This is a genomic window from Nocardioides sp. DN36, from assembly GCF_055380375.1.
The window spans coordinates 4,065,331-4,090,818 of the sequence record NZ_AP043823.1 but is presented as its reverse complement, the minus strand read 5'-3'; the positions used below and the strand labels follow the sequence as shown (position 1 = coordinate 4,090,818).

Here is a 25,488-nt window from a genome sequence, read left to right as displayed (position 1 = left end):
GGCACTAGCCCGGCTGCGTACCCGGCTCCTCGGCTGAGCGCTGCACGGGCTGGGTCGGGGGCTGCTCGGAGGGCTCCTCGGCAGTCGTCTCCGTCAGGGCCGCCGGCTCCTCGGGCTCGCGCACGGCCGGCAGGTCGTCGAACGTGACCTCCACCGTCTCGAAGCCCTTGTGCCGCTGCGCCTGCGCGTAGGCGCGGTAGGCCCTGCGGTCCGCGTCGGTCAGGTCGACCGCGTCGGTGAACGGCGTGAGCAGCGCCCGGGGCCAGAGCCGCCGGGCCAGCACCACGTTGACCTCGATGCCGATCATGCCCATCACGGAGGCCACGTAGAGCAGGGCGACCAGACCGAGGACCAGCGCGAAGGTCTTGTTCATCGAGCTGGTCTCGGCGAGGACGTGGGTGACGTACCACGCGCCGAGGTACTGCAGCAGCTGCCACAGCACGGCCAGGGTGATCGCGCCCGGCGCGGCGCTGCGCCAGCTGTGCCGCCGCGCGGCCGCGACCCGGAAGAGCAGCGTCAGCATCAGCGCGATCAGCGCGACGGTGAGCAGCTGGATCAGCCACTTCAGCCAGCCGTTCACGGCCCCGTCGAAGACCTGGGTGTTGCTCGCCAGCGTGGACAGCACGGTGACCGTGACGACCGCCAGCCCGGCGGTGATCACCAGCAGCAGGCTCTTGAGCCGCAGCAGGATCGGGTTGGGGCGGCTGTTGCGCGGCACCGACCAGGCGACGTTCATGGCGTTCTGGATGGCGGTGCCGAGGCCCATTGAGCCGTAGAGCGCCGCCAGGGCACCCACGACCACGCCGGCCGTCGACCCCTGCAGGCCCTCGGGCCGGCCGAGCTGGTCGCCGATGATCGGGAACTGGCTCAGCGTCGAGCTGAGCACCTCCTGCTGCAGCTCGGGCCGTCCCTGCAGCACGAAGCCGAAGATGCTGGAGGCGAGCAGCAGCAGCGGGAAGATCGCGATGAACGCGTAGTAGGTCAGGATCGCGGCCAGGTAGTTGCCCTGGTCGTCGAAGTACTTGTAGACGACGGCGATCGGCACGGCCACCGGGGGAAACCGCCGCTGCCCGTGGTCCAGGCCGTCGACGATCCTCCCCACGGCACCACGCTACCGGGCGACCCCCTCAGACCCGGCCGCTCGACCCGCCGAACGGGTGGTAGCAGTCGAAGGTCTCGTGCTCGAGGACGCGTCCGTCGCGGACGGTGAGCAGGCCGGCCATCTCGGCCACCAGCTCGGTCCCCGCCGTGAACGGCCCGGCGTCGACGCCGACCCGCCCGCGCCAGGTCCCACGGATCGCGGCCCGCTCGCCCACCACGAGCACCTCGTGGAGGTCGAAGGCCTGCTCGCGGAGCAGGGCCTTGCCGGCCGCGAAGCCGGCCAGGGTCTCCTCGACGTCGCGCGTCGCGCCCGCGGGGACGATGGGGTTGGGGTGCTCGACGAAGCGCGCCTGCGGGTCGACCACGCTCTCGAGGTCGGCGGGCGTGGAGGTCAGGTCGCCGACGACCGCGAAGTAGCGGCGCACGACGGACTCGGTGTCACGGGCCTGGCTTGTCATGCGATCAAATATACACAACTATGGTTGTGTGTCCGATCTCGATCTCGACCTCCCCACCGCGCTGTCGCTCGCCGGGAGCGCCGTGGACGGCCGGGTCGTGCGTGCGCTGGAGCGTGCCGGGCTCCCCGGGCTGCGGCCCCGGCACGGGTACGTCGTCCAGCGGTTGCTGGCCGGGCCCGCGACGGCCACGGAGATCGCGCTGGCGCTCGGCGTGAGCCAGCAGGCGATGTCCAAGACCGTGAAGGAGATGCTGGCGCTGGGCTACGTCCGGCAGGTGGCCGACCCGGCCGACCGGCGACGCCGACCGGTCGAGCTCAGCGAACGCGGCCGGGAGGCCGTCGCCGTCGCTCGTCGGACCCGGTCGTCGCTGGCCCAAGAGCTCGGGGCCCGGGTCGGCGAGGAACGGATGGCCCTTGCCCACGACGTGGTCACCGAGCTCCTCGGGCTGCTCGAGCTCGACGAGCCCGTCCGGCGCCGGGCGGTGCCGCCGCCAGACGAGCTCCGCGACCCCGCCGGTCAGTAGGACTTGGGCAGCCCCAGCGAGTGCATGGCCACGAAGTTGAGGATCATCTCCCGGCTGACGGGGGCGATCCGGCCCGCCCGGGTGGCGACCAGCAGGCCGGCCATGCCGTACTCCTGGGTGATGCCGTTGCCACCGTGCGTCTGCACGGCCCGGTCGGCGGCGTCGCAGGCGGCCTCGGCGGCGGCGTACTTCGCCATGTTCGCGGCCTCGCCCGCGCCCATGTCGTCGCCCGCGTCGTAGAGCGCCGCCGCCTTCTGGGTCATCAGCCGGGCCAGCTCGATCTCGATGTGCGACTGCGCCAGCGGGTGCGCGACCGCCTGGTGGGAGCCGATGGCGTCCTTGAAGACGGTGCGCTCCTTGGCGTACGCCGCCGCCCTGCCCAGCGCGAAGCGGGCCAGCCCGGTGGAGAACGAGGCGGCCATGATCCGCTCCGGGTTGAGGCCGGCGAAGAGCTGCACCAGTCCGCCGTCCTCGTCGCCGACGAGGGCATCGGCGGGCAGCCGGACGTCGTCGATGAACACCTGGAACTGCAGCTCGGGGCTGACGATCTCCATCGGGATGGGCTTCGCCTCGAAGCCCTCGGCGTCGGTCGGCACGACGAACAGGCAGGGCTTGAGCTTGCCGGTCCGTTCGTCTTCGGTGCGCGCGACCACCAGCACGTTGTCGGCCTCGTCGACGCCGGAGATGTAGATCTTCCGCCCGTTGAGCACCCAGCCGTCGCCGTCCTTGCGGGCGGTGGTGGTGATGTTGTGGGAGTTCGTGCCGGCGTCCGGCTCGGTGATCGCGAACGCCATCGTGCCCGTGCCGTCGCAGATGCCGGGGAGCCAGCGCTGCTTCTGCTCCTCGGTGCCGTAACGGCTGATGATGGTGCCGCAGATCGCGGGGCTGACGACCATCAGCAGCAGCGGGCAGCCCTGGGCGGCCAGCTCCTCGCAGACGGCCGCGATGTCGCCGATGCCGCCGCCGCCACCGCCGTACTCCTCGGGGATGTTGATGCCGAGGTAGCCGTTCTTGCCGATCTCCAGCCAGAGCTCGGTGGTCTTCTCCCCGGCACGGGCCTTCTCGGTGAACCACTCGCGGCCGTACTTGCTCGCCAGCTTCGCCACCGCCTTGCGCAGCTCCTGGCGCTCCTCGGACTCGGTGAACGCGATCTGGGTCATGCTTCCTCCACTACGGCCAGGACCTCCCCGGCGGCGACCTGCGCACCGGGCTTCACGTCGATCTCGGTGACCGTGCCGGCGTGCGGCGCGCTCACGGTGTGCTGCATCTTCATCGCCTCCAGGACGAGCACCGGCGCTCCGGCCTCGACATGAGCGCCCACCTCGACCGCGACCCGGACGACGGTGCCGGGCATCGGCGCCAGTAGGCTCCCGCTCGCGACCGCGTCCGCCGGGTCGGTGAAGCGCGGCACCCGCGTCAGGCGGACGTGGCCCCGGGGAGAGTCGACGTCCACGACGTCGCCGTTGACCGCCACGGCGTACGTCGTGCGCACGCCGTCGGCCTCCAGGGTCACCGACACCGGGCTCGCCGCGACGACGACGACCCCGTCCACCAGGTAGCCGTCCCGCCCGCCGAACCACTCGACGCGGGCCTCGTCGCCGTCGTGCTCGAAGCGGGTCACCTGGGGCTGGGAGGTCACGTTGCGCCAGCCGACGGGGATGCCGACCTGGACGGTTCGCGACTCCCGGGCCCGCTCTGCGAGCGCGAGGGCCGCGGCCGTGGCGGCGGCCCGACGAGAGAGGTCGTCCCCGGGTTGAACGAACGTTCGATCAACCAGGAAGGAGGTGCTCACCTGCCCGGACAGGAAGGCCTCGTCGCGCAGGACGGACACGAGCAGGTCGCGGTTGGTGACGACCCCGTGCAGCCGGGCCCGCGCCAGGGCGCTGGCGAGCCGCCGCGCGGCCTGGCCACGGGTCGGAGCCCAGGCGATCACCTTGGCGAGCATCGCGTCGTAGTGCGTGGACACCTGACTACCGGTCTCGAAGCCGGCGTCGACCCGGATGCCGTCCTCGAGCGGGATCTCGAAGGTGGTGAGCTGGCCCGACTGGGGCTGGTAGTCCGCGGCCGGGTCCTCGGCGTACAACCGGACCTCGATGGCGTGACCGTGGGGGCGGGCGGTCCCGTGGTCCGGCGAGGTGTCCTCGGTACGCCGCTCGATCTCGCTGAGCACGAGGTCGCTGAACCCGTGGCCCTCGGCGACGTCGAGCTGCATCTCGACGAGGTCCACCCCGAAGACCGCCTCGGTGACGGGGTGCTCGACCTGGAGCCGCGTGTTCATCTCCAGGAAGTAGAAGCGCTCGTTCTCCTCGTCGAGGAGGAACTCGACGGTCCCCGCACCCCAGTACTCGATCGCCTCCGCGGCCCGGCGCGCCGCGTCGAGCATCTGCTCCTCGAGGGCGCTGCCGGGCAGGGCCGGGGCCGGCGCCTCCTCGACCACCTTCTGGTGACGCCGTTGGATGGAGCAGTCACGGGTCCCGAGGACGAGGACGCCGTCGCGGGTCCCGACCACCTGCACCTCGACGTGCCGCCCGCGCTCGATGTACGGCTCGACGAACACCGTCCCGTCGCCGAACGCCGACTCCGCCTCGGCACCCGCCTTCTCGATCTCGCCGGACAGGTCCGCGAGCGAGCGCACGATCCGCATGCCGCGGCCACCACCGCCCGCGGATGCCTTCACGATCAGGGGCAGGTCGGCCCCTGTCGGCGGCTCCGGTGCCTCGAGCAGCGGCACGCCGGCCTCGCGCATCAGCTGCTTCGCCCCGATCTTGGACCCCATGGCCTCGATCGACTCGGGTCGCGGCCCGATCCACACCAGCCCCGCGTCGAGCACGGCCCGGGCGAAGTCGGCGCTCTCGGAGAGGAATCCGTAGCCCGGGTGGACCGAGTCGGCGCCGCTCCGCTTCGCGGCCTCGATCAGCAGGTCGATGCGGAGGTAGGTCTCCTGCGGGGCACTGCCGGGCAGCAGGACGGCCTGGTCGGCCTCTCTCACGAACGGCAGGTCGGCGTCGGCGTCGGAGTGGACGGCCACGGTCTCGATGCCGAGCTTGCGACAGGTGCGGAAGACGCGACTGGCGATCTCGCCCCGGTTGGCGACGAGCACCCGCCGCAGGGGGCGGGTTCCGATGGTCGTCATGGGCGGAACACCCCGAATCGGTCGGTGCCGGCGTACGCCTTGTTCTCGATCACGGACAGGCAGATGCCCAGGACGGTGCGGGTGTCGCGCGGGTCGATGACCCCGTCGTCGTAGAGCATCCCGGACAGGAAGAAGGGCAGGCTCTGCTCCTCCACGGACGCCTCGACGAACTCGCGCATCCCCTTGTCGGCCGCCTCGTCGTACTCCTTGCCCCGCGACTCCGCGGCCGCGCGGGCCACGATCGACAGCACGCCGGCGAGCTGCGCCGGCCCCATCACCGCGGACTTGGCGCTGGGCCAGGTGAACAGGAAGCGGGGATCGTAGGCGCGGCCGTTCATGCCGTAGTTCCCGGCGCCGTAGGAGGCGCCCATGATGATCGAGATGTGCGGCACGGTGCTGTTGGAGACCGCGTTGATCATCATCGCGCCGTGCTTGATGATGCCGCCCTGCTCGTACTCCTTGCCGACCATGTAGCCGGTGGTGTTGTGCAGGAACAACAGCGGCACGTCGACCTGGTTGGCGAGCTGGATGAACTGCGTGGCCTTCTGTGCCTCCTCGGAGAACAGCACACCTTGGGCGTTGGCGAGGATGCCGATCTGGCGGCCGTGGATCCGCGCCCACCCGGTGACCAGGCTCGGGCCGTAGAGCGGCTTGAACTCGTCGAACACCTGCCCGTTGGTGGCGCTCACGCCGTCCGCGATCCGGGCGATCACCTCGCGCGGGTCGAACGGCTCCCTCAGGTCGGTCGGGATCAGGTCGAGCAGTCCCTCCGGGTCCCGGTCCGGCTCCGCGTACGCCGAGTCGGCGCTCGGGGTGGCCTTGCGCCAGTTGAGCCGGGCCACGATCCGCCGCCCGATCCGGATCGCGTCGTGCTCGTCCTCGGCGAGGTAGTCGGCCAGGCCGCTGGTCCGCGCGTGCATCTCGGCGCCGCCCAGCGACTCGTCGTCGGACTCCTCACCGGTGGCCATCTTCACCAGCGGCGGGCCACCGAGGAAGACCTTGGCCTGCTCGCGGACCATCACGGTGTAGTCGCTCATGCCGGGCACGTAGGCGCCGCCGGCCGTGGAGTTGCCGAACACCAGCGCCACGGTGGGCTGCTTGGCCGCGCTGGACCGCGTGATGTCGCGGAACAGCTTGCCGCCGGGGATGAAGATCTCCTTCTGCGTCGGCAGGTCCGCGCCGCCGGACTCGACCAACGCGACGGTCGGGAGGCCGTTCTCCTCGGCGATCTGGGAGGCGCGGAAGATCTTCTTGACCGTCCAGGGGTTGCTCGCGCCGCCCTTCACCGACGGGTCGTTCGCGGTGATCATGCACTCGACGCCCTCGATCACCCCGATGCCGGTGACGACGCTGGCGCCCACCGTGAAGTCCGAGCCCCAGCCGGCGAGCGGGCTCAGCTCGAGGAACGCGCTGCCCTCGTCGATGAGCAGCTCGATCCGCTCACGGGGCATCAGCTTGCCGCGCGCGTGATGGCGGTCGACGTACTTCTCGCCGCCGCCGGCCACCGCCTTCGCGTGCTCCGCGTCGAGCTCGGCGATCTTCTCGAGCATCGCGGTCCGGTTGTCGCTCATGCGGTGTAGCCCAGCAGCTTGGCGGCCAGATCCGTCAGCACCTCGGTCGCTCCTCCTCCGATCGGCAGGATCCGGGCGTCGCGGTAGTGCCGCTCCACCTCGGTCCCGTGCATGTACCCCGTCCCGCCGTGCAGCTGGACGGCCTCGTGGCAGACGTACGTCGCGGCGTCGCACGCCGTCTGCTTGGCCAGGCAGGCCTCGGCGATCACGCCCTCCCCAGCACCCTGTCGATGGGAGACGTGACGGCGGGCGACCTCGCGGGTGTAGGTGCGCGCGACCTCGACCTGCCGGTGCATCTCGACGAGCTTGTGCCGCACCACCTGGTTGGCCACCAGCGGCCTGCCGAAGGTCTCGCGCTCCCGGCAGTACGCCGCGGTCAGCGCGAGCGAGCGCGCGGCGATGCCGTAGGCGTGCACCGCGAGGGCGATCCGCTCCACGACGAACTGCTCGGCGATGTAGTAGAAGCCCGCGTTCTCCTCGCCGACCAGGTTGGCGGCGGAGACCCGCACGTCGGTGAAGGACAGCTCGGCGGTGTCGGAGCAGTGCCAGCCCATCTTGGCCAGCGCGCGGTCGACGGTGAAGCCGGGCGTGCCCTTCTCGATCACGAGCAGGCTCACGCCGTTGTGTCCCGTCCCGCCCGTGCGCACCGCGGTGGTCACGAAGTCGGCGCGCACTCCGCTGGTGATGAAGGTCTTGGCGCCGTTGACGACGTAGACGTCCCCGTCACGGACGGCCGTGGTGCGGATGCCGGCCACGTCGGACCCGCCGCCGGGCTCGGTGATCGCGAGGGACCCGATCTTCTCGCCGGCGAGCGTCGGTCGGACGAAGCGGTCGACGAGCTCGGGCGTGCCGTTGGCCGCGAGGTGCGGCAGAGCGATCCCGGCGGTGAACAGCCCGGCCATCAGCCCGCTCGACGCCCCTGCCTCGAACATCGCCTCGGCGAGCGCCACCGAGTCGAGCAGGTCGCCGCCCTCGCCGCCGACCGACTCCGGGAACGAGATGCCGAGCAGGCCCTGCCTGGCCGCGGCGAGGTGCAGCTCGCGCGGGATCGACCCGGCGTCCTCCCACTCCTGGAGGTGCGGGGCGACCTCGCGGCGGACGAACTCGCGGGCCACGTCCTTGAGGGCCTCGCGATCCTCTGGTTTCGACTCGCCCGTCGCGACCTCGTCCCTCGATCGCGGGGCTTGCTCAACCTGCCCTCGCGACGCAGCGAGCTCGTTCCTCGCGCGCTTCTGCTCGGTCACAGCAGTGCCTCCTGGATGTGCACGGTCCGCGAGCGCACCCACTCGCCGAGGCCCTTGGCCTGCGGGTCGAACCTCGTGGACGCAGCGACGCCGCGTCCGAGCAGCCCGCGGATCAGCACGTTGACGGCGCCGAGGTTGGGCAGCACGTAGACCTCGACCTCCAGGTCGGCCGCCTCCGGGATCAGCTCGCGGACCTTCCTGGGCGTGATCAGCTTGGTGAGCCAGGTGACCCGGGCGTCGTACTTCTCCGAGCCGTCGTGGACCACCCACAGGCCGAGGTTCGCGTCGCCGCCCTTGTCGCCGGAGCGCGCGTGCACGAACGAGCCCAGCGGCGCCCGTCGGTTGAGCGCGTCGGCAGGAGCCGGGTACGGCGACGGGCGGCGACCGGCGTCCGGGGTCACCACGCCGAACGCGTCGGGCTCGGGGACCACCTCGCGCCGGCCGTCGGCGTGCACGACCGAGTGGGTGACCCGGTCGCGGTCGACGTACTCCGCGCGGTAGACGCCGTACGGCGTGGGCGCCCCGGGCGGGGCGGTCATCGTGAACCCGGGGTACGACGCGAGCGCGAGCTCGACCGCGGGGCCGGTGAAGGCCTTGGCGCAGGGGTCCGGCGAGGGGTCCATGACCGTGCACCGGAGCAGGCAGGACGCGCCTTCCTCGGTGTCGGCGTCCGGCGGCGGCGTGGCCGTCCGGGTCCAGGAGACCGTCGAGGCGGTGAGGCTCGGGGCGAGCTGACGGCGCACCCACGCCGCCTTCTCCTCGACGTCGAGCCCGGTGAGCACGAACTCCACCGAGTTGCGGAAGCCACCGAGCTCGTTGACGCAGACCTTGAGCCGTGCCGGCGGCGCCGAGCCGCGCACGCCGCTGATCGCCACCCGGTCGGGCCCCTGCTGCTCGAGCCGCACCGAGTCCAGCTCGGTGACGACGTCGGGGTTGAGGTAGTGGCTGGTCTGGATCTCGTAGACCAGCTGGGCGGTCACCGTGTCGACCGTGACCGCGCCACCGGTGCCGTCGTGCTTGGTGATGACGCTGGACCCGTCGGCGGCCAGCTCGGCCACCGGGAAGCCCAGCGGCCGGCCGTCCCGGGGCAGGGTGAGGAAGCCGGAGAAGTTGCCGCCGGTCGCCTGGGTCCCGCACTCCAGCACGTGGCCGGCGACCACGGCGCCGGCCAGCGCGTCGTACGCCGTGGGCTCCCAGCCGAAGTGCGCGACCGCCGGGCCGACGACCAGCGAGGCGTCGGTGACCCGGCCGGTGACGACCACGTCGGCGCCGTCGCGCAGGGCGGCCGCGATGCCGAAGCCGCCGAGGTAGGCGTTCGCGGTCAGCGCCCCCTCCCAGCCGAGCTCCCCGGCGAGCGGACGCAGGTCGTCGCCCTCGACGTGGGCGATCCCGGCGTCGAGGCCGAGCCCCTTCGCGACCTCGCGCAGCCGGTCGGCGAGCCCGGCGGGGTTGAGCCCGCCGGCGTTGGCCACGATCCGCACGCCGCGCTCGAGCGCCAGCCCGAGGCAGTCCTCGGCCTGCCGCACGAACGTGCGCGCATAGCCCAGCGACGCGTCCTTCATCGTGTCCTTGCCGAGGATCAGCATGGTCAGCTCGGCGAGGTAGTCGCCGGTCAGCACGTCGAGCGGACCACCCTCGAGCATCTCGCGCATCGCGGAGAGGCGGTCGCCGTAGAAGCCGGAGCAGTTGCCGACGACCAGTCCGGGTTTCGAGGCTCGCTGCGCTCGCACCTCAACCACCGGTGCCTCCTCGCTGCGCTCGCACCTCAACCACCGGCGCCTCCTCGCTGCGCTCGCACCTCAACCACCGAGACCTCCGGGCCTGCGCCCCTCGCCGGGCGGACCGGCGAACGCCTGCGCGATGCCCAGCCACCTCTCGGCGTCCTCGCCGGCGGCGACCAGGTCGGTGTCGTCGCGGTGCGTACGCTGCGTCACCAGCAGGCAGAAGTCGTACGCCGAGCCGGTCACCGACTGTGCCGCGCCCTCCGGCCCCCACACCCACGTCTCCCCGGACGGCGCCTTGAGCTCGATCCGGAACTCCTCGGCGGGTGCGTCGAGGCCGTGGACGGAGAAGGCGAAGTCGCGGGTCCTCACCCCGAGGTGGGCGACGTGCCGGATCCGGTCGCTCTTCTCGGGCTCGAGCCTGAGCGCGGCGTACACGTCGAGCGAGTGCGCCCACGTCTCCATGAAGCGGGCGGTGGCCATCGACGCCGCAGACATCGGCGGGCCGAACCAGGGCATCTTCTCGCCGGCCGGGAGGTCCCGCAGGGCGGCCGCGAGCGACTCGCGGGCCTTGCCCCAGCGCGCCAGCAGCGCCTGGGGTGCGAGCCGGGCCACCTGGTGGGCCTCGGCGTCGACGAACCCGGTCGGGTCCTCGATCACGCGGAGGACCAGGGCGTCCCAGGCCTCCTTGTCGCTCGCGGCCGCGGTGGCGGCCTCGTCGGTCCACAGCAGGTGCGCGACCTGGGTGGCGACGTCCCAGCCGGCGGCCGGGGTGGGGGTGTGCCAGCCCTCGGCGTCCAGCCCGAGGACGGCGTCGCGGAGCAGGTCGCCCTCGGTGCGCAGGTCGTCGAGGAGCTCGTCGAGCAGGGTCATGCGCTCTCCCGGGTGGTGGGTCGGGTGGTCGGCTCGAGGCCGGGGGCGAGGGCGGCGTCGAGGGTGGCCGCCCACTGATCGAGGATCCGGCGGCGGCGCCGGGCGTCGTCGGTGATGGTGTTGGCCAGGCCCAGGCCGCGCACCAGGTCGAGGGTGGCCTGCACGAGCTCGCGGACCCCGGGCCGGGACTCGTCGGCGCCGAGCAGGTCGACGGTCAGCCGGTGGGTCTCGCGCCCGACGCGCTGCTCCAGCGGGGCGACCGCGGCCAGCAGCGTCTCGTCGGTGCGCGCGGCCACCCACAGCTCGAGCGCGGCGGTGAAGACCGGCGAGGTGAAGTGGTCGGCGAGCATCTGCAGCACCGCGCGCGTCCGACGCGGACCCGTGGGGAGGGCGCGGGAGGCGGTCTCGAGCTCGGCGCCGCGGACCTCGGTGAGGTGCTCGACGGCGGCCACGACGAGGTCGTTCTTGGTCGGGAAGTGGTGCAGCTGCGCCCCCCGGCTGACGCCCGCCCGCTCGGAGACGAGGGTGGTGGAGGTGCCGCTGAATCCCCGCTCGACCAGGCACTCGACCGTCGCGTCGAGCAGCCGCGCCCGCATCGCGCGAGTGCGCTCCTCCTGCGGGACCCTGGTCGCCCCACGGGTCGCCGCTGCCTGGCTGGTCACCCACCCAGCATGCTCACCTCATCAACAAACAGTCAAGACTGACTTTAAATGGTGGATGGTCCGGTTCAGCTCAGTCGAGGCGGGCGATGAGGGGCAGCCGGGAGCGGGTGGCCAGCCCCACGACGAGGGCGGTGAGCAGGGGCAGCACCACCACGAGGGCACCGATGAGCAGCCACGGGACGTCGAGGAAGTGGTCGGGCAGCGCCGTCCCGTCCGCGGCCGTGGTCATCCACTGGTTGCCGGTCAGCGGGTAGGTGATCGCCACGCCCGGGATGAACCCGACCACCGTCCCGAGCGCGGCACCGACCACGCCGACGACGAGGGCGTACGCCGCGGCCACGCCCCGGCGGGTCCGCGGCGAGGCGCCCACCGCCGCGAGGGTGGCCAGGTCCGGCCGCGCGTCGGAGAGGGCGAGGAACGTCGCGGTGAGCGTGCCGCCGAGCATCAGGACCGCTCCGAGGGCGCCGAGGACGAGCAGCAGGACCACCGTCTCGTCGGGCGTCTGGTAGCCGCGCTCGACGTAGAACCCTGCGTCGCCGGAGATCCCCGCGACCGCCTCGTCGACGTCGGCCTGCTGCTGCTCGGAGATCTCCGTGCCGCTGACCATCAGCCCGACGGTCCTGGGGGTGACGACCGGCGACCCGAACGCCTCGGGCACCGACGACGGGACCACCGCCTGCAGCGTGCCCCGCCCCTCGGCCACGGGCACGAAGACCGCCGGCACGTGGACCTTGCCCAGGGTCCTGGCCCGCCCACCGTTCAGGGGGTAGGTGCTCCCGATCAGGGTGACCTCGTCGCTCGTCACGTCAGCAGTGGTGAACACGACGGCCTTGCCGGACCGCAACGCCTCGTCGGCGCCGGCCAGGTCCGCCTCGTCGACACCCGGCACGGGGGTCGGCAGGCCGTCGTCGCTGACCAGCACCGACGAGCCCAGGGTGCCGCCCCACGTGTCGAGCAGCTCGGCGTTGCGGCCGGCCCGCAGCGTGATGTCGACCTGGCGCCCGTCGGCCGTGCTCGACGGGATGCCGCGCACCTCGGCGATGTCGGCGTCGGGCACGTACCGCACGATCGTGGCGCGCAGCGCCGGCCACTCCCCCTGGTCACCCCACTGCGTGAGCGAGGCCTGGCCCGGCTCGAGCTGCGGGGTGTACTGCGCCCGGTTCTGGGCGTCGTCGCTGGTGTTGGCGATCCCCAGGGCGACGACGCCGGCCACCGTGGCCGCCACCGCGGCGACCGCCGGGACGGTGCGGGTCCGGTGCCGGGCGGCGTCGCGCACGGCGTACCGGGCCGTCAGCGGCAGCTTCCTCGAGAGTCTCGCCACGGCGACGACGACGATCGGGACGAGCAGGATCATGCCGAGCACGGCGAGGATCGCGGAGCCGGCGATGAGGTACTCGCCGTTCTGGGTCGAGCTCGCGCCGTACGTCGCGCCCGCGACGCCCAGCCCGAGCAGCACCACGCCCAGCACCGGCGACCGTCGGCTCGCCGCGCGGTCACCCCGCCTGCCGGCGAGCACCGCCACCACGTCCTGGCGCGAGGCGATCCAGGCCGGCACCACCGCGGCCAGCAGGGCACTGACCAGGCCGAACGCCGCGATCCCGAGCAGGTGCGGCCACGGGACGTCGAACGGGCCGAACCACGTGTTGGAGTACCCCTGCACGAGGGGCATCGCCAGCCACGCGGCGCCGATGCCGAGCACGACCCCGAGCACGGCCGCGACCCCGCCGAGCACGACCCCGCCGGCCAGCACGACCCGCCGGGCCTGCTGCGGCGTGCCCCCGGTCGCCGCCATCAGGGCGAGCGACCGCGACTGCCGGCGCGCGCCGACCGCGAACGCCGGGCCGGCCAGCAGCACGACCTCGATCAGCGCCATCACCACGATCAGCACCGTCACCGCGATCACGGCGTCGTCGGTGCCGGTCGACCAGCTGCGGATCTGCGCCGGGATCTCGGAGTCCGGCGGCGGGTCGAGCATCACCGCACGGGACAGCACCAGGCCACCCACCGCGTTGATCTGCTCCACCTCGTCCCACGAGACGTCGCCGCCTCCGACCAGCCAGGTCTGGCTGCCCCCACCGGCGGCGGCGAGGTCGCGGGAGTCGCCGACGAGCGCGGGGTAGTCGCGGTACGTCGTCGACTCGCCGACGCCGACGACGGTGTACGAGCCACCCCCCTGCACCTCGAGCCGGTCGCCGCGGGCGAAGCCGTGCTCGGCCAGCGCCGTGTTGACCACCACCTCGTCGGTCCCGCGCGGCACGCGCCCGCTGGTCACGTCGAAGAGCCCGCGGGCGAGCGGGTCGCCCAGGTCGACGCCGGTGACGTCGGCGTAGACCGCACCCCGGTCGGTCTCGACGCTGACGCCCCCGGTGCGCAGCCGGATCCCGTGCGCGTCCGGCCCGAGGACCGAGCGCACCCGCGCCAGCCCGGACGCCGGGAGGCCCTGGTCCCCGCCGCCGGTGCCCGTCGAGGCCTCGTCGGGGTCGAAGGCCTGCTGGACCTTCCCCTGACCGTGCTGGAACGTCACCCGGGCGTCGGCCGCGCCGAGCCGCCGGCCGAGGGACTCGGCACCCGAGACGTCGGAGGTCTGCATCACCACGTCGGCGGCGGTGACCGCGAGCACCGGCAGCGCGATCATCACCAGCACCAGGATGCTGCGGGCCTTCGAGCGCAGCGCGTCGCGCCGGGCCAGCCGCAGCGCGAGCCGCCAGCCCGCCAGCCAAGGACCCACCCGGCGATCCCGCCGGCCGCTCACCGGGCGCCCGCGTCGAGCAGCGCCTCGACCGGCGTCGACCCGGACTCGTCGACCACGGTCCCGTCGCGCAGGAAGACCACGCGGTCGGCCCACGCGGCGTGCCGAGCCTCGTGGGTGACCAGGACGCCGGCGGCGCCGGCGTCGCAGCGGGCGCGCAGGATCCGCAGCACCTCCTCGCCGGTCTCGGTGTCCAGCGCCCCGGTGGGCTCGTCGGCCAGGATCAGCCGGCGGTCGCCGACGATCGCCCGCGCGATCGCGACGCGCTGCTGCTGGCCGCCGGACATCTCGTCGGGGAACCGGTCCGCGAGGTCCGGGATGCCGACCTCCTCGAGCGCGGCGAGGGCGGCGCGACGCGCGGCGCGCGTGCGCTCGCCGTCGAGCTCGCGCGGCAGCGCGACGTTCTCCGCGGCGGTGAGCGCCGGGATCAGGTTGAAGTCCTGGAAGACGTAGCCGATGGACGTACGACGCATCCGCGCGCGCCCCTTGTTCCCCAGCGACGCGAGGTCGACGCCCTCCACCGAGACGGTGCCGTGCGTCGGCTGGTCCAGCCCGCCGGAGAGGGTGAGCAGGGTGGACTTGCCGGATCCGGACGGGCCCATGACGGCGACGAGCTCGCCGGCGTACGCCGCGAACGAGACACCGCGCAGCGCGCGCACCTCGGTCGCACCCTCGCCGTGGACCCGGGTGACGGCCTCGAGCTGCAGCACGGCGTTCATCGGGCGACCTCCTTCGTCTCCTGCTGGCGGACGCGGCCACGCTCCGTGCCGGCCTGGCGCAGCCGGGCCGCGCACTGGTCGAGCCAGCGGGTCTCGGCCCGGACGATCCGTGCGGCCTGCTCCTGGTGGATGGCCCCGCTCATCGCCGGGTCTCCCGGGTCTCGACAGGCTCGACCGACGACAAGGAGGGGTCGACCGACGAGGCTGGCTCGGCCGAGGAGGGGCGGCGCTCGGCAGCCGCCCGGCGCAGCCGCGCCTCGCAGTGGTCCAGCCAGCGGATCTCGGCCTCGGCGGCGAAGACCAGGGAGTCGAGCACCAGGCTCCACGCCATGTCGGCCCGGTCCTCCGGCGCCGCGGCGCGACCGCCGCGCTTGAGCCGGGTGTAGTCCTGCAGCGCCGCCATGGTGGCCGAGCGCTGCTGCTGGATCACGCGACCGACGTCGACGCCGGGCACGGTGACCGCGATGGCCAGCTTGATCGCCAGCTCGTCGCGGGGCGGCTGGGTGCGGGCCACCGGTGTGGTGAACCAGGCCGCGACCTCGGTGCGACCCTCCGGGGTGACGCGGTAGATGACGTGGCCCTCGTCGTCGGCCCCCGTGCCTTCGACGAGCCCGTCACGTTCCAGCCGGGTCAGGGTGGTGTAGACCTGCCCGACGTTGAGCGGCCAGGTCGACCCCGTCCGCTGCTCGAACTCGGCCCGGAGCTGGTAGCCGTACATCGGCCCCTGCTCCAACAGGGCCAGCAGTGCCTGCCTGACCGACATCCGCGCCTCCCGGAGGGTCGTCCACCGGCCCCCGTGACCGATGGATACCGGGTATGTATACCACGTATGCAGTCGCCCGGAACAGAACTCGTGGCCGCGACACGTTTGGCGCGTCGACGCGAGGGCATCACCCGTGCGGCAACACATCACTACGCTGACGGCACCTTTGATGCCGCCCTGAAGGGGGAGCAATGTCCGACTCCGGGAACTACCCGCCGCAGGACCCCAACACGCAGAACCAGTACGGGCAGCAGCCCGACCCGTACGCCCAGCAGCAGTCCGGCCAGCAGTACGGACAGCAGCAGCAGTACGGGCAGGCCAACCCCTACGGCCAGCAGCCGGCGTACGGGCAGCAGCCCGGGTACGGACAGCCCGGGTACGGCACGGTCGCCCCCGACTACTCGAACTGGTTCAAGCGCGTCGGCGCCTACCTGATCGACGGGCTGCTCACCAGCGTCGCGGGCTTCCCGCTCTGGATCGGCTACGGCATGCTCATCGCCTCCGCCGAGACGACCACCAACGCCGACGGCACCACCACCACCTCCATGGACGGTGGGGGCGCCTCGCTGATCCTGATCCTGATCGGCGTGCTCACCTCGCTGGCGTTCTTCGTCTGGAACACCTGCATGAAGCAGGGCCGCACGGGCTACTCGATCGGCAAGGGCGTCCTCGGGATGAAGCTGATCAGCGAGAAGACCGGTCAGCCGATCGGCGCCGGCATGGCGTTCGTGCGCTACCTGTGCCACATCGTCGACAGCATCTGCTACATCGGCTACCTGTGGCCGCTGTGGGACTCCAAGCGCCAGACGTTCTCGGACAAGATCATGAGCACCATCGTGGTCAACGAGCCCCAGCGCTGACGACCCAGCACTGATCAACCCAGCGCTGACGACACAGCGCTGACGACACAGCGCTCGCACGAGAGGCGCCCCGGCCGCGGCCGGGGCGCCTCTCGCCGTGTCAGGCCCGGCGCTGCCGGCGCTCGCGCTGCAGCTCGCTGCGGTACGCGTGCGCGTCGACCTGGATCGTGTGCCGCTTCGAGGCGACGTACCGCCGGCGGAGCGCGGCGTCGTACGCCCTGATCTGCGCGCGCATCTCGGAGGCCGCCGGCAGCGTCACCTCGCCGGTGATCAGCTCGGCCACCCAGTGCGCCTGCTCCTCGGCGAGCGGCATCACCGCGCCGAGCGGCTGGATGAGCCCGATGAAGTACAACCCCGGGCGGGCGGGGTCGACCACCCGGCGGTAGAGGTCGACGTGGTTGCCCTCCGCGCGGACCACCCGATCGTCGAGGAACGGGAAGCTCACGCGGTACCCGGTGCAGTAGACGACCACGTCGGCCTCGACCGCGCTGCCGTCGGTGAAGAAGACCTTCGCGCCCTCGAAGCGGTCGATGTTCGGCTTGACCGTGATGTCGCCGTGCCCGAGCCGGGTCAGCAGGTCGTCGCTGATCGTCGGGTGCGCCTCGAGGACGTCGTGGTCGGGCTCGGGCAGGCCGTAGTCGGTCATCCGGCCGACCGCGAGCCGCAGCATCGCCTTCATGCCGAGCTTCTGCAGCGGGAAGGGCCCGCGCGCCAGGGGCGAGCTGGTGAGGTGGTCGGTCGGCACGCCGAAGAGGTACTTCGGCAGCACGTGCGCGCCGCGCCGCATCGCCAGGTAGGTCTCGTCGGCCACCCGCGAGGACTCGACCGCGATGTCGGTGGCGGAGTTGCCGATGCCGAGCACCACCACCCGCCTGCCCTCGAACACGTCCGGGGTGCGGTAGTAGTGCGCGTGCAGCTGCGTCCCCGGGAACGCCTCGCTGCCGGGGAACGACGGCTCCGGCCAGCGGGGGTCCCAGTGATGGCCGTTGGCGACCAGCACGTGGGCGTAGTGCCGGGTCTCCGCCTCGCGCAGGTCGTCCAGCGGGCGCACGGTGACGTCGTACCCGCCTCCAAGCGCCGGCGCCACCTTGACCACCTCGGTGCGGAAGGTGATCCGCTGACGCAGCCCGAAGTGGTCGACGAACTCGTCGAAGTAGTCCGCGATCTGCCAGTGGCTGGGGTAGTCGGGCAGCGTCTCCGGCATCGGGTGGGCGGCGAACTCCATCGCCGAGCGCGACGTGTTGATGTGCAGCGACCGGTAGGCCGAGCTCACCCCGTTGTCGTTGCCGTAGCGCCAGTTGCCACCGACGCCCGAGCCCATCTCGAAGCAGTCGAAGTCGATGCCCTTCGCCGCGAGGACCTGGGCCGCGGTGATGCCCGAGGAGCCCGCACCGATGATGCAGGCACGCCCGCCCGTCTCGACGTCGTCCGCCCGTGCGCCCATGCAGCGACAGTACGCGAGACTCTGGGCCATGAGCAGAGCCTCGAGGAAGACCATCCTTATCACCGGAGCCTCGTCCGGGCTGGGCGCCGAGATGGCCCGCCAGTTCGCCGCGGGCGGGCACGACCTGGCGCTGTGCGCCCGCCGTCTCGACCGGCTCGAGGAGCTGCGCGACGAGATCGTCGCGGCCGTCCCCGGCTGCCGCGTGGCGGTCCGCGCACTCGACGTCAACGACGCCGACCAGGTGTTCGAGGTGTTCCGCGGCTTCCGTGACGACGCCGCCCGGGACGGGCGCACCATCGACCGGGTCGTCGTCAACGCCGGCCTCGGGAAGGGCGCGCCGCTGGGCACCGGCCGGTACGCCGCCAACCGCGAGACCGCGATGACGAACTTCGTCGGGGCGCTGACCCAGTCCGAGGCGGCGATGGAGATCTTCCGCGAGCAGGACGCGGGTCACTTCGTGATGATCTCGTCGATGTCGGCCATGCGCGGGCTGCCGAAGTCGATGACGACGTACGCCGCCACCAAGGCCGGCGTCGCCCACCTGGCCGAGGGGCTGCGCAACGAGCTCCACGGCAAGCCGATCAAGGTGACCGTGATCTACCCCGGCTACATCGCTTCGGAGATGAACGAGCACGTCGCCCAGCGCACCCCGCTGATGGTCAGCACCGAGAAGGGGGTGCGGGCGATCGTCGACGCGATCGAGAAGGAGAAGCCGCACGCCTGCGTGCCGCCGCTGCCCTGGGCGCCCCTGTCGGTCCTGATGAAGCACGCGCCGCTGCCGGTGTTCAAGAAGCTGATGTGACGTCCCGCTCGACCCCGGGAAGTCCGAGCGCCCGCGCGCACGTGTCCACGACGGCCGTGGCCCGCTCCCAGCTGACCGGGTCCGTCCGGTTGAACATCGCCGAGACGACCCCGTCCAGGGCCGCGTGCAGGGCGTCGAGGTCGACCTCACCGGCCGCTGGTCGCGACAGCCACCCGAGCAGGTCCCGCTCCTCGCCCCGGATCGAGGCGACGACCTCGCCCACGGTGTCGTGGCTGCGGCCCAGCTCGACGAAGGCGTACCAGGTGCGCGCGAGCGTGCGCTCCTCCTCGGTGACCGGCACGAACGCCCTCACCCCGTCACGGCGCACCCGGTAGGCGACGGACCGGCAGCGGCTCTCGCCCACCCGTGCCGCCGACACCGTGAACAACCGCGCGCGGTCGGAGAACTGGTGCAGCAGTGTCGAGGGGCTGAGCTCGATCTCCGCAGCGACCGCTCGCAGCGACAGACCGTCCAGCCCCTGGCGGACGACGACGCGACAGACCGCCTCGACCACGAGGTCGGCGCGGTCTCCGTAGTCCAGTCGTCGAGGCACCCGCTCACTCCACCACAAAGTCGGGTCTCGTCTCCGTCCTCGTCCACAGGCCCCCGTCACCAGCCCCCCGTCACCAGCGCGCCAGGCGCGTGGTCTGTCGGACACCCCTGTCTCCGGGTTGATCGAACGTTCGATCAACCCGGAGACAGGGGTCTGGGAGGCTGAGGGGCGCGACACGACGCAGCCTGGCTCGGGAGGCCTCAGCGGTAGGTCAGGTGCTCGCCCTCGAGGTGCGGGTGCTCGTTGAACGTGAGCAGCCGTGGGCCGGTGGATCCCACGACCACGCGGGTCACCGAGGCGTTCACGGTGACCGTGTTGAACCGGCCCCACAGCCGGGCCAGCGTGGCTGGGTCCTGGGCGGCCGGGTCCTGGGCGGTCGGGTCGACGAGCGCGGCGCAGGCGGCGGCGATCGGTCCTCCCGAGCTCACCGCGACCGCGGTCCCGCCGGGGCCGACCGCCGCGCAGGCACGCTCCAGCGCACCGCGCACCCGGGCGACGAAGCTCGCCCACGACTCCGGGTAGTCGGCGTCGTGCTCACCGGCGGTCCACCGGGCGGTCGCCTCCTCGAACAGACGCTGGAACTCGCGCCGGTCGACCCCCTGCATGCCCGCGGCTCCGGGAGGTACGTCGCTCCGCGAGGCCAGCAGCGCCTCGACGACGCCGAGGTGGTCGAACTCGTTCCAGCCGGGGTCGACCTCGATCGGCGCGCCCCACCCGGCACCGGCGAGCATGCCCTCGGCCGTCTCCCGGTGCCGGCGCATGTCCCCGCGCCAGACCACGTCCGGCACGACCTTGCGCTCGGCCAGCCAGGCGCCCAGGAGCCGGCTCTGCTCCCAGCCGGTCTCGGAGAGGACGTCGTAGTCGTCGGCGCCGAACGAGGCCTGGCCGTGCCGGACCAGCAGCACGACCCCCATCAGGAGCCGTCCTCGTCGTCGGTCGGGCCCGTCGAGACCAGCCGGCGGCACCGCTTCTCGAGGTAGCCCACGGCCGGGCCGAACACGGCGTACGCCTCGTTGGTCGTCTGCCGGTGGAAGTAGCGGTACCAGATCTGCTGGGCGATCACCGCCAGCCGGAACAGCCCGAAGACCTCGTAGAAGCGCCACCGCTCGGGCGTCATCTCGCCGATCCTCTCCTGGCCGATCCGGTCGCAGTAGTGCTCGACGACGCGGGCCCGGGTCCACATGCCCGGCTCGGTGGTGGGCTGGCGACGGAACATCTGGAAGAACTCGTCGTCGCCGGCCTCGACCCAGTAGGCGAGCATCCCGCCGAGGTCCATCAACGGGTCACCGACGGTCGCCATCTCCCAGTCGAGCACCCCCACGACGTGCAGCCCCTCGTCGAGCACCATGTTGTCGAAGCGGAAGTCGTTGTGGATCAGGCACTGCGCCACGTCGGCGGGCTGGTGCTGCTCGATCCACGCGACGATGTCGGACCAGTCCCCGGTGTCGTCGGTGCGGGCCTTGCCGAAGCGGTCGATCCAGCCGGAGACCTGGCGGCCGACGTACCCCTCGCCGCGACCCAGCCGAGCCAGCTCCGGGTGCGCCGCCACGTCGACGGAGTGCAGGTCGACGAGCACGTCGAGCGCGCGCTCGCACAGCGCGGACGCCTCGTCCTCGGTCAGCGGTCGGGGCAGGTCCCGGCGCAGGATCGTGCCCTCGAGCTTCTCCATCACGTAGAACTCCGAGCCGATCACCGACTCGTCGGTGCAGTGGCCGACCATGCGTGGCACGTAGGGGAAGACCGGCGCCAGGGCGGACTGGATGCGGAACTCCCGGCCCATGTCGTGGGCGCTGGCCGCCTTCACCCCGGCCGGCGGCCGGCGCAGGATCAGGTCGAGGCCCGGCCAGGACAGCTGGTAGGTGAGGTTGGAGGCGCCCCCGGGGAACTGCCGCACCGCGGGCAGGCCGGCCACCCCCTCCCGCGCCCAGGCGGCCGCATGCTCCTCGAGCCAGCCGACCACCGCCTCGACGTCGAAGGCGTCCTCGTCCCTGACCGGCTGGGCCGGGTTGCCGTCCATCAGCTCTCCTCCAGCTTGGCCGCCTGCGCGCGCATGACGGTGTCGTACGCCGGCCGGTTGCCCTGCTTGAGCGCCCAGGCGTCACGGGCCGGCTGGTCGGGCACGATCACCTCGTCGCCGCGGTCCAGCCCCTCGAGCACCGCCGCCGCGATGTCGTCGGCGGTGAGCGGGGACCGCTCCACCAGCCTCGACATCACCGCGCCGAGCGCGGCGTCCTCACCGCGCAGGGAGGACATCAGGTTGGTGCGGAAGTACGACGGGCAGACGACGTGGGCGGTCACGCCGTACGCCGCGAGCTCGTGGCCGGCGGTCTCGGTGAGCGCGACGACGGCGGCCTTCACGGCGTTGTACGACGCCATCCCCGCGGGGTGGACGAGACCGGCCAGCGAGGCCACGTTGACGATCGTGCCCGAGCGCTGGCGCTTGAGCAGCGGCACGAAGGTGCGCAGCCCGCGGACCGCGCCGAACAGGTTGATGTCGGTGATCCACTCCCACTCGGCGATGGTGGCCACGTCGAGGCGCCCACCCCCGGCGACGCCCGCGTTGTTCACGAGGACATCCAGGCCGCCCCAGGTGTCCTCGACGTGCGCGAGCGCGGCGGCCCAGTCCTCCTCGGAGGTGATGTCGAGCCGCAGGTCCATCTCGGGGGTCGAGCCCGCCGGGACCATGTCGGTGCGCAGCACCTCGTCGCCACGCGCCTCGAAGGCGTTCGCGAGCGCGGCGCCGAGGCCGGACGCGGCACCGGTGACCAGGACCCTGTTGCCCCCGGGCCTCATCGGGCGGCGCCGTACTTGCCGAGCTCGAGCCGGGCGATGACACCGCGGTGCACCTCGTCCGGCCCGTCGGCCAGCCGCAGGGCGCGAGCGGCGGTCCAGGCGCCGGCGAGCGGGAAGTCCGAGGACAGGCCGCCGCCGCCGTGCAGCTGCATCGCCATGTCGATGACGCGCTGCGCCATGGTGGGCACCGCCACCTTGATCTGCGCGACCTCGGAGAGCGCGTTCAGCGGCCCGCCCACGTCGAGCTTCCACGCGGCGTCGAGGACCAGCAGGCGCGCGGAGCTGATGGCGATCCGGGCCTCCGCGATCCGCTCGCGGTTGCCGCCCAGGTTGGCCAGCGGCTTGCCGAAGGCGGTTCGCTCCAGCGACCGCCGGCAGGCCAGCTCCAGCGCCATCTCGGCGAGGCCGATCAGCCGCATGCAGTGGTGGACCCGTCCTGGACCGAGGCGGCCCTGGGCGATCGCGAACGCCTCTCCCGGACCGCTGATCACGTTGGCCAGCGGGAGGCGTACGTCGGTGAAGCTCACCTCGCCGTGGCCCAGGGGTTCGTCCTCGATCCCCATCGTGTCGAGCATCCGCACCACCTCGACGCCCGGGGCGTCGCGCGGGACCAGCACCATCGAGTGCCGGTGGTGGCGGTCCGCACCCTGCTGGTTCTCCGGGCGATCGGTCAGCCCCATGAACACCAGGACCTTGCAGTCCGGGTGTCCGATGCCGGTCGACCACCACTTGCGGCCGTTGACGACCACCTCGTCGCCGTCGACGACGGCGGTCGCCTCCATGTTGGTGGCGTCGGAGGAGGCCACGTCGGGCTCGGTCATCGTGAACGCGGAGCGGATCCGGCCGTCAAGCAGCGGCTCGAGCCACTCCCGCTTCTGGTCGTCCGACCCGTACCGCAGCAGCACTTCCATGTTGCCGGTGTCCGGAGCGTTGCAGTTGAACACCAGGGGTGCGATCGCCGAGCGCCCCATCGCCTCGGCCACCGGGGCGTAGTCGACGTTGGTCAGCCCCTCGCCGCCGTCGGTGCCGAACCGGGCGGCGTACTCGCCGGCGTGCTCCTTCGGCAGGAAGAGGTTCCACAGCCCCTGCGCGCGGGCCTTCGCCTTGAGCTCCTCGAGCACGGGCAGCGGCTGCCAGGGGTCCCCGGAGCGGCGCTGCTCGGCGAGGTCGCGGTGGTAGCCGGGCTCGACCGGAGCGATCTCCTCGGCGATGAACGCGGTCACGCGGGCGGTCAGGTCGGCGGCCCGTGCGGACGGAGCGAAGTCCATGCCGGGCACCCTAGCCGGGCTCGTACGGCGCTCCGCGGCCCGTCCGGCCACCGGCGGAGCCGCGCATTTCCCCTGAACGCGTCATGGACGCGGGTGCAGGGCCGACCTAGCGTCGAAGGCGGACTCGGGTCGTCTCAACCCGGGGGCGGCCCGCCGAGAGGAGGTCCCGCCGTGTTCATCCAGATCATCCAGGGCAGGTGCACGAAGCCCGACGAGCTGCGGGCGATGGCGCAGCAGTGGGCCGACGAGCTCGGCCCGACCGCCGACGGCTGGCTCGGCGGCACCTACGGCTTCACCGACGACGACATGTTCATCGGCGTCGTGCGCTTCGAGTCCCGTGAGGCCGCGATGCGCAACTCCGAACGGCCCGAGCAGACCGCCTGGTCGGAGCGGATGACCCGGCTGATGGACGGCCCGGTCGAGTTCCACGACTGCGACGACGTGACGCTGATGATGGACGGCGGATCGGACACCGCGGGGTTCGTGCAGGTGATCCGCGGCAAGGTCTCCGACCCGGACCGGCTGAAGGCGATGATGGCCGACACGACGCAGCTGCACGAGATGCGCCCGGAGATCATCGGCGGCACGCTCGCGGTCGAGCCGGACGGCACCTTCACCGAGACGATCGCGTTCACCGACGAGGCCAGCGCCCGCGCCGGCGAGCAGGTCCCGCCGCCCCCGGAGGTGATGGCCGAGCTCGAGTACGCCATGCAGGGCGCGACCTTCTACGACCTGCACCACCCCTGGTTCCAGTCCCACCGCTGACCCGTTCGGACCCGAAGGCTCCCGTGGAACCCGCGGGGGCCTTCGCGGGTCGTCTGCAGTGACAGGCGACCGAGGAGGTCCGCGATGGCAGAGAAGGAAACGCTGGCCCAGGGCCGCGAGGTGTCGGCCGGCTCGCTGCGGCCAGGTCTCGCCGAGGTCTTCACGCTGTCCTACCGGCGGCTGGTGGTCCAGCTCTACGGCGTGGTCGGCAACCTCCCCGAGGCCGAGGACCTCGTCCAGGAGGCGTTCGTCCGGGCATCGGCCGCCGGCGCGCGGTTCGGCCGGGTCGACAACCCCGAGGCCTGGCTGCGGCGTACGGCGATCAACCTGCACCGCAACCGGTGGCGCAAGCTGCGCAACTTCGGCCGGGTCCGCCCGCGCCTCGAGGTGCCTCCTGCGGACCCACCGGGTCTCGAGGAGCACGTCGCGGTCATCGAGGCGCTGCGCAGGCTGCCCGAGGGCCAGCGCGAGGTGCTTGCCCTGCACTACCTCGCCGACCAGTCGGTGAGTGACGTGGCCGAGCTGCTCGGGGTGGCCGAGGGGACGGTCAAGACACGGCTGATGCGCGGACGGGAGGCGCTGGCCACGCTGCTGTCGGTGGACCGCTCTCAGAGGAGGATGGGCGATGAATGAGCTGCAGCTGAGGGAGTTCGCCTCCCGCGCCGAGGAGCTCGTGAGCCTCCCGGACTTCGCCGACCTCGATCGGCACGGCCATGCGCTTCGGCGCCGACGTCGGGCAACGGTGGCCGCGCTGGCCGCCTGCGCGCTCGCGGTCGTCGGCATCGTCGCGGTGCGCCAGGACTCGCCCAGGGACGTCGCACCCATCCAGCGCCCGGACAACTCCGGCGAGGTGCGGTCCTACCCCGGCAGCGTGATGCAGGACCTCGACCGCGGCACCTACGAGCTGGACATCTCGGACGCCTCGGGGGTCCCGGACGTCCGGTTCACCCTGCCGGACGGCTGGAACGCGTGGGAGGGGCCGAACCGCTTCGACGGCCACGCTCGTGGCCGCAGCAACGACGAGGCCGTGGGCCACATGACCTGGTACGCCGGTGTCGTGTACCTCGACCTGGTCGGCGTGGCGTCCGAGCCGTGCGGACAGCCCCACCAGGTGCCCTCGACGGTCGGCGCCGTCACGCGAGCCGTGGCCGGCCTGCCCGGGCACCGGGTCACCCGGGACCCGGAGCCGGTCCGGGCGTTCGGGCACCGGGCGACCCACTTCGAGATCCGCCCCACGGCGGGCCTGGACGGCTGCACCGACGCGGACCTGTACCTCTCGGGGCGTCAGGGCATCGGCATCCAGCCCTACGACGGTCCTTCCGACGTGTGGGTCGTCGACGTCGACGGCCACCCGGTCGTGGTGCTCGCTGCCCACTCGACGAACCTGCCGCCCCGGATCCGCCGCGAGCAGGAGGACGTCCTGGCCTCCACGGAGTTCGTCGCTCCCCGGTGAGCGGCGCGACGGCCCGCCGAGCGTGCTCGGCGG

25 protein-coding genes are annotated in these 25,488 nt (G+C 72.5%); 6 read left to right on the top strand and 19 right to left on the bottom strand.

The features are described 5' to 3' along the window. Positions 1-4: 4 nt before the first annotated feature. Positions 5-1,102, bottom strand: a complete 1,098-nt coding sequence (locus ACZ43H_RS20585) for a YihY/virulence factor BrkB family protein (protein ID WP_464586043.1) — start codon at positions 1,100-1,102, stop codon at positions 5-7. Positions 1,103-1,127: 25 nt separating this feature from the next. Beyond that, positions 1,128-1,559 carry a nuclear transport factor 2 family protein gene (locus ACZ43H_RS20580; RefSeq protein WP_464586041.1) on the bottom strand — a complete coding sequence of 144 codons (432 nt, stop codon included), beginning with the start codon at positions 1,557-1,559 and terminating at the stop codon, positions 1,128-1,130. 28 nt (positions 1,560-1,587) lie between these two features. On the opposite strand from ACZ43H_RS20580, the gene ACZ43H_RS20575 reads away from it, so the two are divergent. Further along, positions 1,588-2,082, top strand: a complete 495-nt coding sequence (locus ACZ43H_RS20575) for a MarR family winged helix-turn-helix transcriptional regulator (protein WP_464586039.1) — start codon at positions 1,588-1,590, stop codon at positions 2,080-2,082. Here ACZ43H_RS20575 and ACZ43H_RS20570 read toward each other — a convergent pair. From ACZ43H_RS20570 to ACZ43H_RS20520, 11 genes are all read right to left on the bottom strand, one after another. Beyond that, the gene (locus tag ACZ43H_RS20570) at positions 2,076-3,242 is read right to left on the bottom strand and encodes an acyl-CoA dehydrogenase family protein (RefSeq protein WP_464586037.1); all 1,167 of its coding nucleotides are present in this window, start codon (positions 3,240-3,242) and stop codon (positions 2,076-2,078) included. The two genes, ACZ43H_RS20575 and ACZ43H_RS20570, sit on opposite strands and share 7 nt — an antisense overlap. Next, on the bottom strand, positions 3,239-5,215 hold the full coding sequence (locus tag ACZ43H_RS20565; RefSeq protein WP_464586036.1) for an acetyl/propionyl/methylcrotonyl-CoA carboxylase subunit alpha: 1,977 nt from the start codon (positions 5,213-5,215) through the stop codon (positions 3,239-3,241). The genes ACZ43H_RS20570 and ACZ43H_RS20565 overlap by 4 nt, the downstream gene beginning before the upstream one ends. Next, positions 5,212-6,786, bottom strand: a complete 1,575-nt coding sequence (locus tag ACZ43H_RS20560; RefSeq protein WP_464586034.1) for an acyl-CoA carboxylase subunit beta — start codon at positions 6,784-6,786, stop codon at positions 5,212-5,214. The genes ACZ43H_RS20565 and ACZ43H_RS20560 overlap by 4 nt, the downstream gene beginning before the upstream one ends. Continuing rightward, the gene (locus tag ACZ43H_RS20555) at positions 6,783-7,901 is read right to left on the bottom strand and encodes an acyl-CoA dehydrogenase family protein (RefSeq protein ID WP_464590889.1); all 1,119 of its coding nucleotides are present in this window, start codon (positions 7,899-7,901) and stop codon (positions 6,783-6,785) included. Before ACZ43H_RS20555 ends, ACZ43H_RS20560 begins: the two co-directional genes overlap by 4 nt. A 125-nt stretch (positions 7,902-8,026) precedes the next feature. Next, on the bottom strand, positions 8,027-9,769 hold the full coding sequence (locus ACZ43H_RS20550) for an acyclic terpene utilization AtuA family protein (protein WP_464586032.1): 1,743 nt from the start codon (positions 9,767-9,769) through the stop codon (positions 8,027-8,029). 60 nt (positions 9,770-9,829) lie between these two features. Continuing rightward, on the bottom strand, positions 9,830-10,624 hold the full coding sequence (locus ACZ43H_RS20545) for a TIGR03084 family metal-binding protein (protein ID WP_464586030.1): 795 nt from the start codon (positions 10,622-10,624) through the stop codon (positions 9,830-9,832). After that, positions 10,621-11,286, bottom strand: a complete 666-nt coding sequence (locus ACZ43H_RS20540) for a TetR/AcrR family transcriptional regulator (RefSeq protein ID WP_464586028.1) — start codon at positions 11,284-11,286, stop codon at positions 10,621-10,623. Before ACZ43H_RS20540 ends, ACZ43H_RS20545 begins: the two co-directional genes overlap by 4 nt. Positions 11,287-11,356: 70 nt before the next feature. Further along, complete coding sequence (locus ACZ43H_RS20535) at positions 11,357-14,014, bottom strand: ABC transporter permease (protein ID WP_464586026.1); 2,658 nt, start codon at positions 14,012-14,014, stop codon at positions 11,357-11,359. A 20-nt stretch (positions 14,015-14,034) separates the two neighbouring features. Continuing rightward, the gene (locus tag ACZ43H_RS20530; RefSeq protein ID WP_464586024.1) at positions 14,035-14,754 is read right to left on the bottom strand and encodes an ABC transporter ATP-binding protein; all 720 of its coding nucleotides are present in this window, start codon (positions 14,752-14,754) and stop codon (positions 14,035-14,037) included. Next, positions 14,751-14,897 (bottom strand): hypothetical protein, encoded by a 147-nt coding sequence (locus tag ACZ43H_RS20525; RefSeq protein ID WP_464586022.1) that lies wholly within the window; start codon positions 14,895-14,897, stop codon positions 14,751-14,753. The genes ACZ43H_RS20530 and ACZ43H_RS20525 overlap by 4 nt, the downstream gene beginning before the upstream one ends. Next, complete coding sequence (locus ACZ43H_RS20520) at positions 14,894-15,517, bottom strand: PadR family transcriptional regulator (RefSeq protein WP_464586021.1); 624 nt, start codon at positions 15,515-15,517, stop codon at positions 14,894-14,896. The genes ACZ43H_RS20525 and ACZ43H_RS20520 overlap by 4 nt, the downstream gene beginning before the upstream one ends. A gap of 191 nt (positions 15,518-15,708) precedes the next feature. Here ACZ43H_RS20520 and ACZ43H_RS20515 point away from each other — a divergent pair, with 191 nt between their 5' ends. After that, on the top strand, positions 15,709-16,377 hold the full coding sequence (locus ACZ43H_RS20515; protein ID WP_464586019.1) for an RDD family protein: 669 nt from the start codon (positions 15,709-15,711) through the stop codon (positions 16,375-16,377). 100 nt (positions 16,378-16,477) lie between these two features. Here the strand turns inward: ACZ43H_RS20515 and ACZ43H_RS20510 are convergent, their stop codons facing one another. Then, a complete protein-coding gene (locus tag ACZ43H_RS20510; protein WP_464586017.1) occupies positions 16,478-17,821 on the bottom strand; it encodes a flavin-containing monooxygenase in 1,344 nt (447 codons plus the stop codon). Between the two features lie 28 nt (positions 17,822-17,849). On the opposite strand from ACZ43H_RS20510, the gene ACZ43H_RS20505 reads away from it, so the two are divergent. Next, the gene (locus ACZ43H_RS20505; protein WP_464586015.1) at positions 17,850-18,623 is read left to right on the top strand and encodes an SDR family oxidoreductase; all 774 of its coding nucleotides are present in this window, start codon (positions 17,850-17,852) and stop codon (positions 18,621-18,623) included. On the opposite strand, the gene ACZ43H_RS20500 is transcribed toward ACZ43H_RS20505, so the two are convergent. From ACZ43H_RS20500 to ACZ43H_RS20480, 5 genes are all read right to left on the bottom strand, one after another. Next, the gene (locus tag ACZ43H_RS20500) at positions 18,607-19,176 is read right to left on the bottom strand and encodes a TetR family transcriptional regulator (RefSeq protein ID WP_464586013.1); all 570 of its coding nucleotides are present in this window, start codon (positions 19,174-19,176) and stop codon (positions 18,607-18,609) included. The two genes, ACZ43H_RS20505 and ACZ43H_RS20500, sit on opposite strands and share 17 nt — an antisense overlap. 200 nt (positions 19,177-19,376) lie before the next feature. Continuing rightward, complete coding sequence (locus tag ACZ43H_RS20495; protein WP_464586011.1) at positions 19,377-20,090, bottom strand: histidine phosphatase family protein; 714 nt, start codon at positions 20,088-20,090, stop codon at positions 19,377-19,379. Then, a complete protein-coding gene (locus tag ACZ43H_RS20490) occupies positions 20,090-21,193 on the bottom strand; it encodes a phosphotransferase family protein (RefSeq protein WP_464586009.1) in 1,104 nt (367 codons plus the stop codon). The genes ACZ43H_RS20495 and ACZ43H_RS20490 overlap by 1 nt, the downstream gene beginning before the upstream one ends. After that, complete coding sequence (locus tag ACZ43H_RS20485) at positions 21,193-21,969, bottom strand: SDR family NAD(P)-dependent oxidoreductase (protein WP_464586008.1); 777 nt, start codon at positions 21,967-21,969, stop codon at positions 21,193-21,195. The genes ACZ43H_RS20490 and ACZ43H_RS20485 overlap by 1 nt, the downstream gene beginning before the upstream one ends. Further along, entirely contained in the window at positions 21,966-23,237 is a 1,272-nt protein-coding gene (locus ACZ43H_RS20480) for an acyl-CoA dehydrogenase family protein (RefSeq protein ID WP_464586006.1), read from the bottom strand. Before ACZ43H_RS20480 ends, ACZ43H_RS20485 begins: the two co-directional genes overlap by 4 nt. Positions 23,238-23,408: 171 nt before the next feature. Between ACZ43H_RS20480 and ACZ43H_RS20475 the strand changes: the two genes are divergently transcribed. From ACZ43H_RS20475 to ACZ43H_RS20465, 3 genes are all read left to right on the top strand, one after another. Next, the gene (locus ACZ43H_RS20475) at positions 23,409-24,002 is read left to right on the top strand and encodes a hypothetical protein (RefSeq protein ID WP_464586004.1); all 594 of its coding nucleotides are present in this window, start codon (positions 23,409-23,411) and stop codon (positions 24,000-24,002) included. A gap of 84 nt (positions 24,003-24,086) precedes the next feature. Continuing rightward, positions 24,087-24,635: a SigE family RNA polymerase sigma factor gene (locus ACZ43H_RS20470; protein WP_464586002.1), complete on the top strand. Its 549-nt coding sequence runs from the start codon at positions 24,087-24,089 to the stop codon at positions 24,633-24,635. Then, positions 24,628-25,455: a hypothetical protein gene (locus ACZ43H_RS20465; RefSeq protein WP_464586000.1), complete on the top strand. Its 828-nt coding sequence runs from the start codon at positions 24,628-24,630 to the stop codon at positions 25,453-25,455. The genes ACZ43H_RS20470 and ACZ43H_RS20465 overlap by 8 nt, the downstream gene beginning before the upstream one ends. Positions 25,456-25,488: the final 33 nt, after the last annotated feature.

Excerpts from the sequence above, each read along its gene's own strand:
- ACZ43H_RS20470 (WP_464586002.1), top strand. The coding sequence starts at position 24,087 with ATGGCAGAGAAGGAAACGCTGGCCCAGGGCCGCGAGGTGTCGGCCGGC.
- ACZ43H_RS20520 (WP_464586021.1), bottom strand. The coding sequence starts at position 15,517 with ATGTCGGTCAGGCAGGCACTGCTGGCCCTGTTGGAGCAGGGGCCGATG.
- ACZ43H_RS20505 (WP_464586015.1), top strand. The coding sequence starts at position 17,850 with ATGAGCAGAGCCTCGAGGAAGACCATCCTTATCACCGGAGCCTCGTCC.
- ACZ43H_RS20565 (WP_464586036.1), bottom strand. The coding sequence starts at position 5,215 with ATGACGACCATCGGAACCCGCCCCCTGCGGCGGGTGCTCGTCGCCAAC.
- ACZ43H_RS20525 (WP_464586022.1), bottom strand. The coding sequence starts at position 14,897 with ATGAGCGGGGCCATCCACCAGGAGCAGGCCGCACGGATCGTCCGGGCC.
- ACZ43H_RS20560 (WP_464586034.1), bottom strand. The coding sequence starts at position 6,786 with ATGAGCGACAACCGGACCGCGATGCTCGAGAAGATCGCCGAGCTCGAC.
- ACZ43H_RS20545 (WP_464586030.1), bottom strand. The coding sequence starts at position 10,624 with ATGACCCTGCTCGACGAGCTCCTCGACGACCTGCGCACCGAGGGCGAC.
- ACZ43H_RS20495 (WP_464586011.1), bottom strand. The coding sequence starts at position 20,090 with ATGGGGGTCGTGCTGCTGGTCCGGCACGGCCAGGCCTCGTTCGGCGCC.
- ACZ43H_RS20485 (WP_464586008.1), bottom strand. The coding sequence starts at position 21,969 with ATGAGGCCCGGGGGCAACAGGGTCCTGGTCACCGGTGCCGCGTCCGGC.
- ACZ43H_RS20580 (WP_464586041.1), bottom strand. The coding sequence starts at position 1,559 with ATGACAAGCCAGGCCCGTGACACCGAGTCCGTCGTGCGCCGCTACTTC.
- ACZ43H_RS20490 (WP_464586009.1), bottom strand. The coding sequence starts at position 21,193 with ATGGACGGCAACCCGGCCCAGCCGGTCAGGGACGAGGACGCCTTCGAC.
- ACZ43H_RS20515 (WP_464586019.1), top strand. The coding sequence starts at position 15,709 with ATGTCCGACTCCGGGAACTACCCGCCGCAGGACCCCAACACGCAGAAC.
- ACZ43H_RS20530 (WP_464586024.1), bottom strand. The coding sequence starts at position 14,754 with ATGAACGCCGTGCTGCAGCTCGAGGCCGTCACCCGGGTCCACGGCGAG.
- ACZ43H_RS20570 (WP_464586037.1), bottom strand. The coding sequence starts at position 3,242 with ATGACCCAGATCGCGTTCACCGAGTCCGAGGAGCGCCAGGAGCTGCGC.
- ACZ43H_RS20510 (WP_464586017.1), bottom strand. The coding sequence starts at position 17,821 with ATGGGCGCACGGGCGGACGACGTCGAGACGGGCGGGCGTGCCTGCATC.
- ACZ43H_RS20480 (WP_464586006.1), bottom strand. The coding sequence starts at position 23,237 with ATGGACTTCGCTCCGTCCGCACGGGCCGCCGACCTGACCGCCCGCGTG.
- ACZ43H_RS20465 (WP_464586000.1), top strand. The coding sequence starts at position 24,628 with ATGAATGAGCTGCAGCTGAGGGAGTTCGCCTCCCGCGCCGAGGAGCTC.